Source organism: Candidatus Pelagibacter sp. HIMB1542 (genome assembly GCF_052047835.1).
Classification (GTDB): Bacteria; Pseudomonadota; Alphaproteobacteria; order Pelagibacterales; family Pelagibacteraceae; genus Pelagibacter.
In genome coordinates this window covers 197,291-215,459 of the sequence record NZ_JBNAJB010000001.1, presented here as the reverse complement: position 1 = coordinate 215,459, position 18,169 = coordinate 197,291, and the positions used below count along the sequence as shown (strand labels likewise).

The following is an 18,169-nucleotide window of genomic DNA, read 5'->3' as shown; positions in this document are numbered from 1 at the left end:
AATGTTAAAATCAATTGAAGGAAATTTCGATGATCCAGAAGTTCACAAGCTTTTAACTAAGCATTTTGTTGAACTTAGAGCTGCCTCACCAGAGGGAAGTGCTCATGTTTTAGACATCCCTGGTCTTAAAGTTCCATCGATTAAATTCTGGAGTTTATATAACAACGATCAATTAATGGGATGTGGTGCATTAAAATTTTTAGATGAGGGTCACGGAGAATTTAAATCAATTAGAATTCATGACAATTTTAGAAAAAAAGGACACGGTGTTATTGTTATTAATCATCTAATAAGTGAGGCAAAAAAATTAGATATTAAAAGATTAAGTATTGAAACAGGTGCTGGAAATTTTTTTATTCCTGCAAGAAAACTCTTTAAATCTTGTGGTTTTGAGCCTTGTGAACCTTTTGCTCATTATAAAGAAGATGTTAATTCTGTTTATTTGACTAAATTGATTGCTACAGATTGACAATAAGATCGAATAATTTCTCTATTTTGTTGACAAAACCCATTAAAATCTAAAAAAAGCCAAGATTACTTAATTATAAATTTTAAGTAATAATTAATATAACAAAAAGTAAGAAGAAATAATATGAGTCTAACAGGTAAAGTAAAATGGTTCAATCCAACCAAAGGTTTTGGTTTTATTGAAAGAGAAGATAAAGAAAAAGATGTGTTTGTACATGTTTCAGCAGTAAGAGATGCTGGTATGAACGGTTTAGATGAGGGTCAAGCTTTGACTTTCGATGTTGAAGATGGTCCTAAAGGTCCTTCAGCAGTTAACTTAAAAACTGCATAATTTCACACTTCCTATTGGCTGAAAAAATTTTATTTTTTAATAAACAATTTTATTCAGCCAGTACCAAATCTTATAAAAAACAACTTTTAGTCAAAAAATTTAATTATATAAGTTGTATTTAAAATAATAAAAAATTTATGATCGGAATTTTAGGTGGAATGGGTACTCAAGCTGGTCTTGATTTTTGTAATAAGCTTGCAGTGCTAAATAGAGGTAAAATTGATCAAGAGTATCCTTTATTTGTTTTGTATAATAAATCAAATATTCCTGGAAGACCAGAGTCTATAGGAACTCAAACAAAAAACTTATCAAATCTAAATACAAACAAATCTAATAAAACAAAATATAATAAAGTATTAAAAAGTCTTCTTGAAGGATGTAAGTTATTAGAAAAGAATAAATGCAAATTTATTGTTATTCCATGTAACACAGCACATTATTGGTTTGATGATCTACAAAAAAAAATCAATATTCCAATTATAAATATGCCAAAAGAAGTTTTTAAATTTACAAAAAAGAACTGTAAAAAAAATTCAAAAGTTGGTTTATTGGCCACTGAAGGTACTTTAAAAACTGGAGTGTATAATAAATTTTTTGACGAGACCTATCAATTAGTTAATCCGTCTGAAAATCTTCAAAAAAATTCAGTAAATAAGGCAATCAAGTTTGTAAAAATGGGCAATGTTAGAGCTGCTGAAAAAGCTATCAAACCAGCTATAAAATATTTGCTAAAAATGAAATGTAAAAAAATAATTTTAGGTTGTACTGAGTTGCCAATTGCAATATTCGCTTTTAAATCATTCAAGAATATTAAATCTTCAAAGATATTTTTAGATCCAAATTTAATTCTTGCACGCTCTGCAATGCAGAAACACAAAAGATAAACAGTGACATCTAAAATTGATAAGCCCTACGTTTTAAGAGTTGCAGAACTAATATATTCTAAAATTATTGAGATAAAAAACCAAAATCCTGAAGTTAATAACATCCAAGCATTCGAGATTTTCATGACAACAAAAGATTATGATTTTATTAGCTCAGGAGAATTTCATGAAAATTGGATATCAGAATTAAAAGATAACAATTTTATTGATAAAATTACTGGTAAGAAAATTAATGAAGAAACATTAAGACTTTTAGATATTCAAAAGGATTCTATGGTTAAATTTTTGCTTAAAATACCAAAATTATACTACACAAAAACCCATTTCCCTCTGGAATTATCTCAAAGAGCCTTTAATCATCTTTGGAGAGTTTGTGAAAGTTACGAAATGTGGTGTAAAGAAACTAAGCAAAAAAATTTGATTAAATTAAATTTAATTGATTAAATTTAAAATTAATAACTACAGTGATTAAGGTATTCCCATTTATATTTATTTTACTTTGGTCATCAGCATTCATAACTACAAAACCAATCATTGATTACAGCGATCCTTTTGCTGCATTAGCCTTTAGATTTGCACTAGTAGCATTTGGTTTTTTGATTTATTCTATTTTTTCAAAGCAGAAAATAATTGTAAGTAAAAAAAATTTTTTACAATCTTTTTTTAGTGGAGTTCTTTTTCATGGGTTTTATTTAGGAGGTGTTTTTTATTCAATTTCTATTGGAATGCCCACTGGCCTTGCTGCTTTAATTGTAACTCTTCAGCCAATACTAACTAATGCATTAAGTGGACCAATACTTAAAGAGAAGGTTTCTATTAAACAATGGATAGGTGTTTTACTAGGATTTATTGGAGCATCATTGGTTCTAGGTTTTGAAATTGGATCAAAAATTCCAACTGCTGGATTAATTGCAACTATTATAGCTTTGATAGCAATAACAAGTTCAACTCTTTGGCAAAAAACAATAAGCAACAACCTACCCTTATCAATAAGTAATATGAACCAAGCACTTGGAGGTTTTTCATTTCATTTGTTAATTATAATTTTTTTTGCTGATCCTTACATTGAATTTTCAAAAACATTTATAATTGCAATGAGTCATCAAATTTTTTTAGTGTCCTTTGGAGCATTCACAATACTTATGTTCTTAATTAAAAAAAATTCTGCAAGCAAAACAGTTTCAATATTTTTTTTAATTCCTCCTACATCTGCATTCATGGCATGGTTATTTTTAAATGAGAAATTATCTAATTTAGATCTTTTAGGATTTTTTATAGCTACTATTGGTGTTTATATTGCTACTAGAGAAAAATAATTACTTTGCAATATATCCAAATTCTAAAGATGCGTCTGTTATTGAGTGATAAAGAGATTCACCAAAACTTCTTAATCCAAATATTCTAAATTTATCTGGATCATCATCAAGCATATCAATAGTAACTGACATTCCGTTATAAGTAGAATTTAAACATTGATTTTTTTCTAGCTCACCAAAATTAAATGGGCATCCTTTTTTTAAAACTTCCTTGGCTTCCTTACCTTCAATTTCAACTATTGCTTTTGAATGAGATATGTCTGTTATTGCAAATTCATTATCATTAAATTTTTGCTCTATTTCATTTAAAATATCCTTTTTCTTAGAAACTAAAATCCAATTTCTTGGACCGTTCCAAAGTATTCTTGTGTTATCATTGGAGCTAACTAAAGATGGATTGTCTCTTAAATTTAGACCATCTACCTGCATGTTTTCTAATGATGAGTTTGAACTTTTATACTGAACTATCTGTACAATTAATAAATTAGTAGTTTCAGATATTGAAATTAAATTTTTATCATCTTTACCTTCAAAATCTCCAAATTGACCTTTTACATGCACATTATTTAAGGCTGAAATTAAACTCATGATCTTACTCTTTCTCCTTTTGGATCCACATAATGTGATGAAACTATCTCTACAGGAATAACTTTGTTTTTTAATGGAGACATTACAAATAATTTTTCTCCAATCATATTTTTTCCATCTTTTAATATTGCTAATGAAAATGGATTATCATGCTCAACACTCCAACAAGAAGCTGAGATATGACCTAATTTTTTATTTGGCAAAGGAGCGTTAGCGTCTTTAACTAAGTGTGAACCTTCTGGTATACTAGTTTTTTTATCCAATGGAACAACGCCTACAATTCGCTGTCTATCTTCAGCTACAAAAGCTGATCTCTGTAGTGATCTTTTTCCAATAAAATCTTTCTTTTTACTCATTAACCCTTCTAATGCATTGTCGTAAGGAATTGTTCTTCCATCTAATTCAGAACCTGCAACATGCCCCATTTCAATTCTAAGTGTAGACAGTGCTTCAGTTCCATATGGTTGAATTTGAAACTCTTCTCCAAGTTCAATTATTTTTTTCCACATAAATGTTCCGTTATCAGACTCAACATTAACTTCGTAAGCTAATTCACCTGAGAATGAAATTCTGAATATTCTAGCTTTAACACCAAATAAATCACCCTCGACATATCCCATAAACGGAAGACCTTCATTAGATACATCTGTTTTAGGGAACAATTTCTGTAATAAATCTCTTGATTTAGGACCAGCTATGGCAGCTCCTGCCCATTGCTCAGTTGTTGAAACTACATTTACATTAAGTTCAGGCCAAACAAGTTGCAAATAATACTCTAAATGCGAAAGCACATTTGCTGCTTGAGCAGTAGTTGTTGTCATGTGATAGTGGTTTTCTGAAATTCTAGTAGTTGTACCATCATCCATCACTATCCCATCTTCTCTTAACATCACTCCATATCTTGCTTTTCCAACAGGTAACTTTAACCATGCATTTGTGTATACTCTGTTTAAAAATTCAGCAGCATCAGGACCCTTAACGTCGATCTTACCAAGTGTTGTTACATCACAAACACCAACATTTGCTCTTACATTTTTCGCTTCTCTTTTTGAAGCTTCGAACAAAGTTTCATTTCCTCTTTTATAGTATCTTGGTCTTAACCAAACTCCTGCATCAACAAAAACAGCGTTATGCTCTTCATGCCAATTGTGAATTGGAGATTTTCTTGTTGGTTTTGAATGCTTCCCTACTTCTCTACCAACAATAGCACCTATTGAAATAGGTGTATAAGGAGGTCTAAAAGTTGTGTGGCCAACGGACGGAACAACTTTATTTTCAATCTCAGATACTAATTGTAATCCATTTAAATTACTTGTTTTTCCTTGGTCTGTTGCCATACCTAGAGTGGTATATCTTTTTACATGTTCAATTGATCTATAACCTTCTCTTAATGCAATCTCTACATCAGAAACAGAAACATCATTTTGAAAATCTAAAAATCTTTTATAACTTTTACCTTTTGGTAATGGAACACACCAAAACTTATCATGTTTAGAATATTTTTTTTCAACTACATTTGGAATAGATATTTCGTTATCTTTATCGGTAATTTTTTTTGATAATTCCTTTCCTTTTTCAAATGATGTTTTTAAAGTTTCTTCTAGAGTAAACACACCATTAGCGGCTCCCAAAGTTGTTTCATTTTGTTTTGAAATTCCTGGAACAAACGCGTCTATCTCTTCATTAAATTTAGTTTTATTTCCTGATTGTGATGCCAAATGAATTGTAGGTGTCCAAAATCCAGAAACACATATACAGTCACAATTTATATTCTCTATTTTACCAAGTGTTTTCTTGTCTTCAGAAATAGTTGCCACATCAGCTGATTTTACTTTTTTATAACCTTGTGCTGCAACTACTACATATGAATCTTTAATATTAATTCCTAAATTTTTTGCTTCATCAATAATTTCTGATTGTGGATTTGATCTTGAATCTAAAACTATAGGCTCAACTCCATATTTTTTAAATTCAATTGCAGTTTCATAGCCACTATCATTGTTTGTAAATACCAAAGGTTTTTTTCCAACTAAGACGCCATAAACTTTTAAATATTCTTTAGCTGCAGATGAAAGCATTACTCCAGGAGTATCATTGTTTCCAAAAACAATTGGTCTTTCGATTGATCCAGATGAAATTAGAACTTCTTTTGCTCTAATGTACCAAAGTCTTTTGTTTGGATGATATTTTTTAGTTTTAGGTAAATGATCACTAACTTTTTCAGACATTACCAACATGTTGTGATCATAGTATCCAAAAACTTGAGATCTATTTTTTACGGTTACATTAGGCATCTCTTTCAATTCTGAAATAATACCGTCCGCCCAATCTTTTCCAGATTGGTTACCAATATTCACATCACTTGTTAATAATGAACCACCATATCTTGGTTTATCTTCAGCTAAAATTACTTTGGCTCCATTTTTCGCTGCAGAATACGCACTCGCTAAACCTGATGGTCCAGATCCAGCAATTAAAAGATCGCAATACTCGTATTTATGTTCGTATCTTTCTTTATCATGTTTTGTTGATGCTACACCTAATCCAGCTGCTTTTCTTATAAACGGCTCATAAATTTTATACCAAAAGCTTTTTGGCCACATAAAAGTTTTGTAATAAAATCCTGCTGGTAAAAATATTTTTAAAAAATTGTTTATTGCTCCAATATCAAAGTTAACACTTGGCCAACAATTAACACTGCTTGCCTCTAATCCTTCGAATAATTCTTGTTCAGTTGCTTTAATATTTGGCTCCGTTTCACCATTTCTATAAAGTTGAACAACTGCATAAGGTTCATCAACTCCTGCACCAAAAAACCCTCTAGGTCTGTGATATTTAAAGCTTCTACCAACTAAATGAACACCATTTGCTAGTAAAGCTGAAGCTAATGTATCACCCTCATACCCAAAATAAGATGTACCGTTGAACTTAAAAGAAATTTTTTTATTTCTATTTATTAAGCCACCTGTTTCTATTCGATAACTCTGAGTCATTAACCAATTTCTTCGTTAGCTTTGTAAGTTTTAAAAATTTCGTGTGTTGCAGTATCTCTTTGAACTTTAATCCACTGTCTACAACCAGACAAATGCTGCCAAAGTTCTAAATGTTTTCCTCTAGGACTAACTCTATTGTATACGAAGTTATCCCATTCTTGATCTGTAACTTCTTTATTTAGTTCTGGTCTTTTAACAGTAGCATCTCCACCATAAGAAAATTCATTTTGAGATCTCATTCCACAATGTGGGCATTTAATATGTAACATTTATGAAATCCAAGTTTTTGTACCAAGACCTTTTTCATCAATAAGATGACCAGTACTAAATCTGTTCAAACTGTATCCTGCATTTAATTCATGAACTCTATCTTGAGCAATAGTATGTGCAAATGTCCATCCTGATGCTGGAGTTGCTTTAAAGCCTCCGTAACACCATCCACAATTTAAATACAAACCATCAATATGAGTTTTATCAATTATTGGTGAACCATCCATTGACATGTCCATAATCCCACCCCAAGTTCTTAGCATTTTTAATTTACTTAAAAATGGCATCATCGCAATTCCTTCGGTTAAAACATGTTGTAATGTTGGAAGATTACCTCTTTGAGCGTAACTATTGTAACCATCGAGGTCTCCACCCATTACCATTTCACCTTTGTCTGATTGACTAATATAAAAGTGACCTGCACCAAAAGTTACGACTTTATCTAAAACTGGTTTCACTGGTTCTGAAACACAAGCTTGTAAAAGATGCGTTTCAATTGGCAAAGTCATATTTAATTTTTCAGCTAAAATATTTGTACTACCAGCAACGCATAGACCTACTTTTTTTGCTTTAATATTTCCTCTGGATGTTCTGATCCCTTTTATGTTTCCTGCAGAAACATCAAAACCTGTAACTTCACAATTTTGAATTATATCTACTCCCATTGAGTCTGCTTGACGTGCATATCCCCAGGCAACTGCATCATGACGAGCAGTTCCAGCGCTTGGTTGCATCAATCCACCAAAGATTGGAAATCTTACGTTATCTGAAAAGTCAGCCATTGGAATTAATTCTTTTACTTCTTCTCTGTTTAAAAGAACTGCATCAATTCCGTTTAATCTCATCGAATTTCCTCTTCTTGCGTATGCATTCATTTGTGCATCTGAGTGTGCAAGATTAATAATTCCTCTTGGAGAAAACATTACGTTGTAATTTAAGTCCTGACTCATCTTTCTCCATAGATCCATTCCAAACTCACTGAAAAGACCATTTTCATCATGCATGTAATTTGATCTGATAATTGTAGTGTTACGACCAACGTTTCCACCGCCAATCCATCCTTTTTCAATGATAGCTACTTTTGTAATTTGATGTTCTTTAGCTAGATAATACGCTGTAGCTAAACCATGACCACCACCTCCGATGATAACAACATCGTACTCTTCTTTAGGATTTGGATCTTTCCAAGCTAAATCCCAATTTTGATGGCCTGTTAATGCATTTTTAACCAAGCTAAAAATAGAATACTTTTGCATATTAGAATTTTATATTAATGAATTTAAATAGTTCTTATTTTTTTTATATATATATTTTAGAAGTTTCGAAAAATCTCAAATAAGATAATTATTATGCAAAAAAATTTACAATAAAGGATAACGAATGAGCGAAGTAAAATCAGATATACAGATAGCTAGAGAAGCTAAAATGCAACCAATAAATGATATTTTAGCAAAGATAAATGTACCTGATGAAAGCTCTGCGTTTAGTCCTATGGGCAGACATATTGCAAAAATAAATTTAGAATATTTAGAGCAACTAAAAGATAAGCCAGATGGAAAATTAATTTTAGTAACTGCTATTACTCCAACCCCCGCAGGAGAAGGAAAAACTACAACTTCGGTTGGATTGAATGATGGTTTAAATAAAATTGGAAAAAAATCTATCGTATGTCTTAGAGAACCAAGCTTAGGTCCTTCTTTTGGTATGAAAGGTGGAGCAGCTGGTGGAGGTTATGCACAAGTCGTTCCAATGGAACAAATCAATTTGCATTTTACTGGTGACTTTCATGCAATTACATCGGCTCATAATTTATTATCAGCATTAATCGATAATCATATTTATTGGGGAAATAAACTGGATATCGATGTTAGAAGAATTGTTTGGAAAAGAGTTATGGACATGAATGATAGATCGTTAAGATCTATAAATATAAATTTAGGTGGTGTAGCAAATGGTTTTCCAAGAGAAGATGGTTTTGATATCACAGTTGCATCAGAGATAATGGCAATCTTTTGCCTATCAAATGATTTGGAAGATTTAGAAAAAAGAATTGGAAATATTACTATTGGGTATACTAGAGATAAAAAACCAGTTTATGCGAAAGACTTAAATGCTCAAGGTCCTATGACAGTTCTTTTAAAAGAAGCTATCAGACCTAATGTTACACAAACTTTGGAAAACAATCCTGCAATTATTCATGGTGGTCCATTTGCGAATATTGCTCATGGTTGTAACTCCGTTATCGCAACTAAGACTGGTTTAAAATTAGCAGACTATGTTGTAACTGAAGCAGGATTTGGTGCTGACCTTGGTGCAGAAAAGTTTTTAGATATTAAATGTAGAAAATCAAATTTAAAACCAAGCTGTGTAGTAATTGTTGCAACTATAAGAGCTTTAAAAATGCACGGTGGTGTTGCTAAAGATGATTTAAAGAATGAAAATGTTGAAGCTTTAAAAAAAGGTTTAGTAAATTTAGAAAGACATATTCAAAATGTTAAAAAATTTGGTTTACCTGTGGCTGTAGCTGTTAATCACTTTATAAAAGATACTGATAATGAAGTGAAAGCGCTTATAGATTTTTGTGATAATTTAGGTGTTAAAGCTAGTCTATGTACTCATTGGGCAAATGGTGGTGAAGGTACAAAAGAATTAGCAGCTCATGTTTCAGAATTGTGTGAAAAAGATGAAGCTAAATTTCAATTTTTATACGAAAGCAAAACACCTCTGTTTAAAAAAATAGAGACTATTGCAAAAGAGATTTATAGAGCAGATGAAGTAATTGCTGATACAAAAATTAGAGATCAACTTAAAAACTTTGAAGAAGCTGGATATGGTGATTTACCAATTTGTGTTGCTAAAACTCAATACAGTTTTTCAACAGATCCAAATCTTAAAGGAGCACCGACAGGTCATGCTTTACCAGTGAGAGAAGTAAGGCTATCATCAGGAGCAGAGTTTATTGTGGTTATTTGTGGTGCAATCATGACTATGCCTGGATTACCTAGAGTTCCTGCAGCTGACTCTATTAAACTTAATGAAAAAGGTGAAATTGAAGGATTATTCTAAGTTAAGATAATTTAACCAATTCTCTAATTCTCTCATTCTGGAAATTTTATCTAATTTTTTATTTTCTATTTCTATATTTTTAATGTGATCATCGATATGATTTTGGTCTTCAAAAGCACCACGTTCTATAAGTCTATCTTTTCTAAAAATAATTAAGTTAATCATCTTGTTGTAAGTAATTTCTGGATGATACTGAAGGCCCCACACATCACAATTTCCAATTTTAAAATTTAAACCTTGAACGTTATTAATTGGGTTCGAAGCGAGCAGTGTTGAATTTTCTGGAAGAGTTACAACTTCATCAAAATTAAATGCTGGAGTATTAAACTTTTTATTTTTGTTTTTATATAATGGATGATTTAAACCATTTTCATTAATTTCAATATCTCTTGCAATCCCTCGGTGTGACCCCTTCTCAGCTTTTTTTACCTCACCGCCAGCGGCAGTTACTGCAACTTGCATTCCCCAACAAATCGCTAGAACTTTTTTAATTTTTTTCTGACACTCTTTCATAAATTCTATTTGTCTTAAAATTTCAGGTGTCTTGTTATAAATATTTAAACTACTTCCACCCCAAATAAGACCATCATAACTTTCTAATGGATCAATATTCTCGCTTATATTTTCATCTGAAGATGGATTAACTACATCTATATTTAGTTGATCAGTAAAATGAGAAAGACTATGTTTTAAGCTTTCAGTATGAGTTTGAATACCTGCTTCTGTAAAACTTTGATTTTCCTCTTGTAAATTACCTTCTACTACCAAAATTTTCTTCATTAAAATAATTCTCCTGAAATACTTTTTTTATACATTTCTTTTAAATCGTCTTGTGTTATTTTTTTTGGATTGCCTCCTGTAGATGGATCTTCAAATGCCATTAAAGAGAGTTTTTCTAAATCAATTTCATTACAGTCCATAACATCTGAAAGTTTATGAGGAATATTTAATTCTTTACGCAAATTTAATATCCATTCTAAAAAACTTTCAAATGTACTATTTAGATTAAGATAATTACAAATAGACTTAATTCTGTTTTCAATAACTGATTTATTGAAAGTTAGGACATAAGGCATAAATATAGCGTTACTTAAACCATGATGTACATCAAACTGTGCATTTATTGGATGACTTAAAGAATGTATTGCACCAAGACCTTTTTGAAAAGCAGTAGAGCCCATGCTAGATGCCGCTAACATTTCAGATCTAGCTTCTATGTTCTTACCATTTTTATAAACTTCTATTAAAGAATTTTTAATTAATCTCATACCCTCAAGTGCAATTCCATCTGCCATTGGATGAAATCCAGGTGCACAAAAAGCCTCGAGATTATGAGCAAGTGCATCCATTCCTGTTGCAGCTGTTATTCTTGGTGGAAGATCTTTGGTTAAATTCGGATCTAAAATTACAATAGAAGGTAAAATTTTTGGATGAAAAATTATTTTTTTTATTCCTGTTTCTTCATTAATGATAGCTGAAGCTCTTCCTGTTTCTGAGCCTGTTCCTGCAGTAGTTGAAACCGCTATAATTGGAGAAATTTTATTTCCATCAGCTCTTGTCCAATAATCACCTATATCTTCAAAATCCCATATAGGTCTTTTTTGACCACACATAAAAGCTATTCCCTTTCCGACATCTAATGCACTACCTCCTCCAAAGGCAATTACTCCATCACAGTTTTTTGCTATATATAATGTGACTCCTTCCATTACGTTTTTTCCAGTTGGGTTTCCTGAAAATTGTGAAAATACTTGTAAATGATCAAAGTCATTTTTTAATTTTTCAATTACTTTTGAAGTCATTGGTAGATTTATAAGATCCTTGTCAGTTACAAAAAGTGGACTTTTAATTTTTAAGTTCAAACAGGCGTTTGCAAGATCTTCTATTTTACCTGCTCCACACCAAATAGTAGTAGGATAATTCCAATTCATAATATTTATTTAAAAAGAATATATTTATTTGATTAATTAATCACTTAAAAATTAATCATTTATTAAATCTAAATATAATGCAGCAGACCAAGAAAAATTATTAGCTCCATAAGGAGTTCCTGATTTACAACTGTAGTATTCATGAAAATCCTTTTCATGCATTAAATCTAATGTGTGTGATTTTATTTTATTGGCAAGTTCAGGATCTTTTTCTAACAATCCTTTGTATAAAATCCAATTACAATTAATCCAAACAGGTCCTCTCCAATATCTTATCTCCTCAAAATATTTGCTATCAGGCTTTATTGACGAAAAGAAATATTTTTCATTAGAATTATACATTTTTAAACTTTGAATTATCGAATTATTAATTTCTTTATTTTGAATATCTGCAAACAAAATAAAATAATTTGTAATAGAAGGGATTTCTAATGTTTGCTTATTTAAAACATCATATGAGTAAAATGAATTATCACCTTTGTTATATAAACTAATTAATTTATTCTCAGTTTGTGTTATTTTTTTTTGTATAAATGTGCATTCAATATTATTTTTTGTTGCAATATAGACTAGATCTTTGCAAGCTTTCAAAAATAAAGAGTTAAAACCTATATCAGCAACATTAAACATTGAAATATCATAGAGTTTTTCAGGATTATATTTTTCATTTCTGAACTGATTTAAAAGAGTAATGTAACAATCATAATCTCTTTTAAGTGGTCGTACGTCACTGCTTGAAACATCTAAATCTCTTCTTTTGTATTCAAGATTTTCCTCAATTAAAATTTTACTTAAAGGAAAATCCCATAAAGGTGAATTATCAGTGCCACTTTCCCATGGATGTAATATAGAAACTAAACCAGTATCATTTGGGTCTCTAAATTTGTAAAACCATTCTAAATAATTTTTTGTTTTTTTTACTAAATTCAAAATTCTTTCCATTTCACTAGAACTAAATTTATGCTTATCCAACATTAATTTTAAAATACTTGAGACTATAGGTGGTTGAGTTATTCCAGATGATGGAATTTTATCACCACACTGCCAAGTATTATGATTGGGAAAATAATTTTCATCCTTAAGATGAAATAAAATATGAGGAACCATACCATCAGACCATTGTCCCTCGAACAACTTTTCTAGCTCAACTATTGCGTATTCTTTATTAAAATAAGAATAACCGAGTGCTATATATGCTGAGTCCCAATTCCATTGTGCTGGGTATAACTTATTATTTGTGGGCAGAGTATATCCCTCACACCTATTATTTAATAAAATATTTTCAGCTTCTCTTTTTAACAAACTCATTAACCCTTAACGCTCCCTGATGTTAATCCACTAACTAAATATTTTTCAAAATAAACAAAAATAAATAAAATTGGTAAGGTTACAACAACTGAACCAGCCATCAAATATTGTCTAGGCGTTTCAGCCCCTACATTTAAAAACTGTATTGCTCTTGATAATGTAAATGAGCTAGGGCTATCTAAAAACATTAGTGAAAATAAAAACTCATTCCAGGCAATCATAAATACATATAATGCTACAGAGGCAATTGCTGGTAAGCTTAAGGGTAAAATGATTTTAACAATAATTCCAAACCAATTTTGTCCATCCATTATACCTGCTTCTTCAAGTTCCTTTGGTATACTTTTGAAATATCCTTGGAGCATATAAATTGCAACTGGCAGTGTTGTAGCTGTATAAATAATCAATAATCCAAATACAGAATTTCTTAAACCTAACTGGCTAAAAACAGTGTAGAGAGGGATTACAAGCACAATCGCAGGAAACATATATATAATTAAAATAGAAGTAGACAAAAAGTGTTTTCCAAAAAAATTTAATCTTGCAACTGCATAAGCGGCTGGGATCCCAAGTAATAATGTAATTATAACCGTACCAACTGACACAATTGAACTATTAAGCATATACTTACCAAAATTATATTCTGTAAAAACTACAATATAGGATTTGAATAAGGTTTTTATATCTTGTGTTAAATCAACACTGAAATCTAAAGGATTAATTAATAAAAGAGCTTGGGTTTTGAAACTTGTTACTAGCATCAAATAAAATGGGAATAAAATTACAAAAGAAAAAAAGATTATTCCAAACAAAGTTAAAAAATCAAAAAATATAATTTGTGCTGAAAAATCATAACTAAAATGTTTCTTGTTATAATTAAATAGCTTATTAACAAAAAATAATAAGATTAGAAATGTACCTATATAATGCCAAATAGGTAAAGAACTATTAATGAAATAATCAATCAATACAAATATAGATGCTAATAAAATTACTTTAAATAACTTGTTTAATTTTTTACTTAAGAAAATTGAAATAATAGAAATTATAATTCCACTTAAAAAATAAAAATTGAAATTTAAAGTTTTAATTTCAATTCCTTGTAAAGTAGAAAGAATTTTCCAAATAGATATTAAAGAAAATAAAAAAAATGAAGAAATTAAACTGAAAGTGATAATTGATTTAACTCTCATTGGCTTTTTTCCCTATCAGCTTAAAATAAATTAACATGAAAAATAAAAGTAATAGTACAATCACCATTGATACAGCAGATCCCATACCAATATTTCCTATTGAAAATCCCTGTTCATAAACATTTATTGGCAGTGTTCTGGTACCTGATGCACCACCTGTTAATAGAAAAATATCTTCAAACTTGTTAAAATTCCAAATAAATCTAATCATAAATAAAATTGAAATCACTGCTGTAATCTGCGGTAATGTTATATTCATAAATTTAGTGTAAGGGCCTGCTCCATCAATATCTGCAGCCTCATAAAGTTCTTTAGGAACTGCTTGAAGTCTTGCTAAAATAAAAAGAAAAGCTAAGGGAAAATATCTCCAGATTTCAAAGATAATAACAGTTGTTAGCGCTAATCTTAATTTAAATTCAAAACCGAAAACAAAAATAGATACATACTTTTGACCTAACAAATTTATTGGCTTATCTATAATATTATAATTCAGTAGCAGGTTGTTTAAAGTACCACTATTAGGATCTAATAAAAGCTCCCAAGTAAATGCCAAAGCCACAACTGGAGCTACATAGGGAAACAATAAAGTACTTCTAACAAAGCTTCGACCTATAAACTTTTGATTTACCATTTGGGCTGACAAAATTCCAAAAACAATTGCACCCACTGTTCCAAAAAAAGTATAATAAAATGTTGTTAATAATAAATCTTTAAATTCATAGTTTGTGATTACTTTTTTAAAATTTGACAAAGTAAAATCACTTGTCAAAAGAATGTTATCTGCTTTTCCTTTTAAATTGGGTTTATTTAATTTAAATTGTTTTTTATCAATTTTTTCACCACTTTTTGTTTCAAAAAAAATTACAAATTGCTCTCTGTATTTTTTTGACCAATTACCAAAATTACACTGAACTTTATTTGATAGAAACTTACATCTCTGATCTAAATCAATTGGTTTAACATTACTTGGGAATTTATCCTGGAATTTAACATCTCTAATATCTTGAATTAAGGAACTATTTCTTAATTTATAGATAATCTTAATTTTTGTATCTTCGTTTTTAATTGATTTGACTATTTTTTTTGCTCTTGGCTCTGGAATTCTTATATCTTTTAATTGAACTTCTTTAAAACTAATCCAAACATTTGAAAATATTGGAAATAATACTATTGCAAATACAATTAGAACTGCTGGCAAGGTTAAAGCATAAGCAGTTCTTTTTTCTATTTTTGAAAGTGAGTTACTCATAAAAAAAGCGGATAATTAATATTATCCGCTTTTTTATAAAATTAAAATTAATTGAACTGTGCTAATGCAGTATTGATCATATCAACTGCTTCATCAACATCAATTTGATCATCAATATATAGTCTTGTTATTCTATTAATGAATTGAGAATTGATAACTTTAGAAGCTCTAGAAAGTTCACCTTCTTTAACTCCCCATCTGCTAGCAGTATCTAAACCAGCTACAATATTATCGATAACATCTGCTGAATAAAGATCAGTTAATGGAGCTTTTCTATCCACTCCAACTGGAAGTTTTGACCAAGCTCTAGTATATGCAGCTGGATCACTTGCATTACCTCTTCTTACAGGAAATTTCCCTTCAGGAGCAATTGCTAAAGTTGAAGTATATCCTTCATCCATAGAATAAAGAATAAACTGTTTAGCCTCATCCGTATCTGCATCGGCTGTTATACCAAAGTATCTTACGTCTGCCCAAGCAGCACCTTTTTTATTGTTCGGTCCACTAAAGTTTGTGATGAAACCAGTTTTTGATGCTAACTCACTTGATGTTGGATCATCATTTATTGTCGGAGGAGCAGAATCTCTTAACCCTGCTAACTCATCCATAATAAATGGAGACCAAATAATCATTGGAGTTTTACCTGCAAAATAAAGTTCTCTAGATTGTTTCCAGTATAATTCGCCTTCTGGACTAGCTTTTGCAATTGTTTTGTAAAACTCTAAAGCTTTTTTAAGTTTGTTTCCTTGTTTTTTGATACCACCTTTTTTAACTACGTTAACTCCATTAGCCAATAATACGTGTTCTAAAACCTGACTCATAAAGTTTTCGTCCGTTTTTGTAGCAGCAACAAATCCAAACATATCATTTGAAGATAGTGTTTCTATTGCTTTAGTGATATTTGCATAACTAGTTGGTGGCTCTAAACCAGCTTTCTCAAAAAGATCTTTTCTATAAACGATCATTTGAGTCCAACCATCAACTGGAACAGCAGCAATTTTTGATCCTTGCTTAGCCATATTTAAAGCACCAGGTGCAAAAGTTTTCTTACCTAATTCTTTAACAACATCATTGTTAGCATCAACATCTAAAATTCCTGCTTCAGCCCATGGCAATACATACTGTAGTGTATGATAAATTACATCAGGTAAATCACCTGCTGCAGCTGCAGCTGTTGCTCTTTTACCTAATTCTTTTTCATCGATTGGAATAACTTCAACTGCAATACCAGTTTTTGCTTCAAAGGCTTTAGCCATATCTTCTTGCTTAGCCATTCTTGCTGGTTGAGTTTCAGTTGTCCAAAACTTGATATCTGCAAAAGCAACATTGTTTATAAAAAATGCTACAGCAGATAATAGTATTAAAGTTTTTTTAAACATAATTACCTCTTCTTAATTATTTTTTTTAAACCTTAATATTTTTTAGAAAAAATTTCTTATGCAATAGTGTCATCCCTGCAATGGGTTAATTTCAAGAATTTTTAAAAAAACCTTTATTTAAAGGCTAAATTATTGCTGTCGAACAAATGACATTTGCTTAGATCAAATCCCAAACTAAGACTATCTCCAACGTTGACTTTACTGGCACCATCAGTTTGGACTACTAATGGCTCTCCCTCTTTTTCTAGATATAAAAAAGTAGATGAACCTAATTTTTCAATCACGAATACCTTACTCTCCCAACATTTTTCACCACTATTTATTAAGATATGCTCAGGTCTGATACCAATCTTTACATTATCTCCAGGTGAAACTTTATCTGAAGTTTTTGGAACGATAATTTTTCCTTGTCCTGAAATTTCAACTTCAGTTCCAGAATTATTAGAACTTATAACTTTAGAATTAATAAAGTTCATCTTTGGTGAACCAATAAAACCACCTACAAATAAATTTTCAGGTTCATTGTAAAGTTTTAAAGGTGATCCTTTTTGAGAAACAATACCTTGATCTAATACAACTATATCATCTGCAAGTGTCATTGCTTCTGTTTGGTCGTGTGTAACATAAATCATTGTTGCATTTAATTGATCATGCAATTTAGCTAATTCTACTCTCATCTGAACTCTTAAAGCTGCATCTAAATTAGATAAAGGTTCATCAAACAAAAATACTTTTGGTTTTCTTGTAATGGCTCTTCCTATTGCAACTCTTTGTCTTTGTCCACCTGACAATTGTTTTGGTTTTCTCTCTAAGTATTCTTCAATTTGAAGAATTTTAGCAGCCTCCATAACTCTTTCTGTAATTTCTTCTTTAGATTTTTTTTCAATCTTTAATCCAAAAGCCATGTTATCAAAAACAGTCATGTGTGGATACAATGCATAAGATTGAAATACCATTGCGATATTTCTTTCTTTAGGAGGAAGATCATTCACAACTTGTCCATCTATTGAAATTGTTCCTGAGTTGATCTCCTCTAAGCCTGCAATCATTCTTAACATTGTTGATTTACCACATCCGCTTGGTCCAACTAATACAGTGAAAGATTCACTCTTAATATCTAGAGACACATCTTTGATCACATGTGTAGATCCAAAAGATTTATTTATGTTCGAAATATTTATCTTAGCCATCTT

17 protein-coding genes are annotated in these 18,169 nt (G+C 30.5%); 6 read left to right on the top strand and 11 right to left on the bottom strand.

The annotated features are described in order from the left end of the window. Window position 1: 1 nt before the first annotated feature. The 5 genes from ACTTBI_RS01105 to ACTTBI_RS01085 all read left to right on the top strand — a co-directional run bounded on the left by ACTTBI_RS01105 (window position 2) and on the right by ACTTBI_RS01085 (window position 2,999). Window positions 2-469 (top strand): GNAT family N-acetyltransferase, encoded by a 468-nt coding sequence (locus ACTTBI_RS01105; RefSeq protein ID WP_440614119.1) that lies wholly within the window; start codon window positions 2-4, stop codon window positions 467-469. A 123-nt stretch (window positions 470-592) separates the two neighbouring features. Further along, window positions 593-799 (top strand): cold-shock protein, encoded by a 207-nt coding sequence (locus ACTTBI_RS01100; protein WP_075506166.1) that lies wholly within the window; start codon window positions 593-595, stop codon window positions 797-799. A gap of 137 nt (window positions 800-936) precedes the next feature. After that, entirely contained in the window at window positions 937-1,683 is a 747-nt protein-coding gene (locus ACTTBI_RS01095; protein ID WP_440652250.1) for an aspartate/glutamate racemase family protein, read from the top strand. Window positions 1,684-1,686: 3 nt separating this feature from the next. Next, window positions 1,687-2,127: a hypothetical protein gene (locus ACTTBI_RS01090; protein ID WP_440634377.1), complete on the top strand. Its 441-nt coding sequence runs from the start codon at window positions 1,687-1,689 to the stop codon at window positions 2,125-2,127. Window positions 2,128-2,147: 20 nt separating this feature from the next. Continuing rightward, window positions 2,148-2,999 (top strand): DMT family transporter, encoded by an 852-nt coding sequence (locus ACTTBI_RS01085; protein WP_440652249.1) that lies wholly within the window; start codon window positions 2,148-2,150, stop codon window positions 2,997-2,999. On the opposite strand, the gene ACTTBI_RS01080 is transcribed toward ACTTBI_RS01085, so the two are convergent. Genes ACTTBI_RS01080 through ACTTBI_RS01065 form a run of 4 tightly spaced genes read right to left on the bottom strand, consistent with a single transcriptional unit; the run spans window position 3,000 to window position 8,106 of the window. Continuing rightward, window positions 3,000-3,587 (bottom strand): sarcosine oxidase, encoded by a 588-nt coding sequence (locus ACTTBI_RS01080; RefSeq protein WP_440652248.1) that lies wholly within the window; start codon window positions 3,585-3,587, stop codon window positions 3,000-3,002. After that, window positions 3,584-6,580 carry a sarcosine oxidase subunit alpha family protein gene (locus ACTTBI_RS01075; RefSeq protein WP_440652247.1) on the bottom strand — a complete coding sequence of 999 codons (2,997 nt, stop codon included), beginning with the start codon at window positions 6,578-6,580 and terminating at the stop codon, window positions 3,584-3,586. Before ACTTBI_RS01075 ends, ACTTBI_RS01080 begins: the two co-directional genes overlap by 4 nt. After that, window positions 6,580-6,849 carry a sarcosine oxidase subunit delta gene (locus ACTTBI_RS01070; RefSeq protein WP_440652246.1) on the bottom strand — a complete coding sequence of 90 codons (270 nt, stop codon included), beginning with the start codon at window positions 6,847-6,849 and terminating at the stop codon, window positions 6,580-6,582. Before ACTTBI_RS01070 ends, ACTTBI_RS01075 begins: the two co-directional genes overlap by 1 nt. Beyond that, window positions 6,850-8,106: a sarcosine oxidase subunit beta family protein gene (locus ACTTBI_RS01065; protein ID WP_440652245.1), complete on the bottom strand. Its 1,257-nt coding sequence runs from the start codon at window positions 8,104-8,106 to the stop codon at window positions 6,850-6,852. 124 nt (window positions 8,107-8,230) lie between these two features. Here ACTTBI_RS01065 and ACTTBI_RS01060 point away from each other — a divergent pair, with 124 nt between their 5' ends. Continuing rightward, complete coding sequence (locus ACTTBI_RS01060; RefSeq protein WP_440614111.1) at window positions 8,231-9,916, top strand: formate--tetrahydrofolate ligase; 1,686 nt, start codon at window positions 8,231-8,233, stop codon at window positions 9,914-9,916. On the opposite strand, the gene ACTTBI_RS01055 is transcribed toward ACTTBI_RS01060, so the two are convergent. The 7 genes from ACTTBI_RS01055 to ACTTBI_RS01025 form a co-directional block, all read right to left on the bottom strand. Beyond that, window positions 9,908-10,696, bottom strand: coding sequence for a type 1 glutamine amidotransferase (locus ACTTBI_RS01055; RefSeq protein WP_440618174.1), 789 nt, complete (start codon window positions 10,694-10,696; stop codon window positions 9,908-9,910). The genes ACTTBI_RS01060 and ACTTBI_RS01055 overlap by 9 nt on opposite strands. Beyond that, window positions 10,696-11,847, bottom strand: a complete 1,152-nt coding sequence (locus ACTTBI_RS01050; RefSeq protein WP_440652244.1) for an iron-containing alcohol dehydrogenase — start codon at window positions 11,845-11,847, stop codon at window positions 10,696-10,698. Before ACTTBI_RS01050 ends, ACTTBI_RS01055 begins: the two co-directional genes overlap by 1 nt. Before the next feature lie 51 nt (window positions 11,848-11,898). Further along, window positions 11,899-13,155: an MGH1-like glycoside hydrolase domain-containing protein gene (locus ACTTBI_RS01045; RefSeq protein ID WP_440652243.1), complete on the bottom strand. Its 1,257-nt coding sequence runs from the start codon at window positions 13,153-13,155 to the stop codon at window positions 11,899-11,901. Then, on the bottom strand, window positions 13,155-14,348 hold the full coding sequence (locus tag ACTTBI_RS01040; protein ID WP_440652242.1) for a carbohydrate ABC transporter permease: 1,194 nt from the start codon (window positions 14,346-14,348) through the stop codon (window positions 13,155-13,157). The genes ACTTBI_RS01045 and ACTTBI_RS01040 overlap by 1 nt, the downstream gene beginning before the upstream one ends. Next, window positions 14,338-15,597, bottom strand: coding sequence for a carbohydrate ABC transporter permease (locus tag ACTTBI_RS01035; protein ID WP_440652241.1), 1,260 nt, complete (start codon window positions 15,595-15,597; stop codon window positions 14,338-14,340). The genes ACTTBI_RS01040 and ACTTBI_RS01035 overlap by 11 nt, the downstream gene beginning before the upstream one ends. Before the next feature lie 47 nt (window positions 15,598-15,644). Further along, complete coding sequence (locus ACTTBI_RS01030; RefSeq protein ID WP_440652240.1) at window positions 15,645-16,976, bottom strand: ABC transporter substrate-binding protein; 1,332 nt, start codon at window positions 16,974-16,976, stop codon at window positions 15,645-15,647. Between the two features lie 113 nt (window positions 16,977-17,089). Beyond that, the gene (locus ACTTBI_RS01025; protein ID WP_440652239.1) at window positions 17,090-18,166 is read right to left on the bottom strand and encodes an ABC transporter ATP-binding protein; all 1,077 of its coding nucleotides are present in this window, start codon (window positions 18,164-18,166) and stop codon (window positions 17,090-17,092) included. Window positions 18,167-18,169 lie beyond the last annotated feature (3 nt).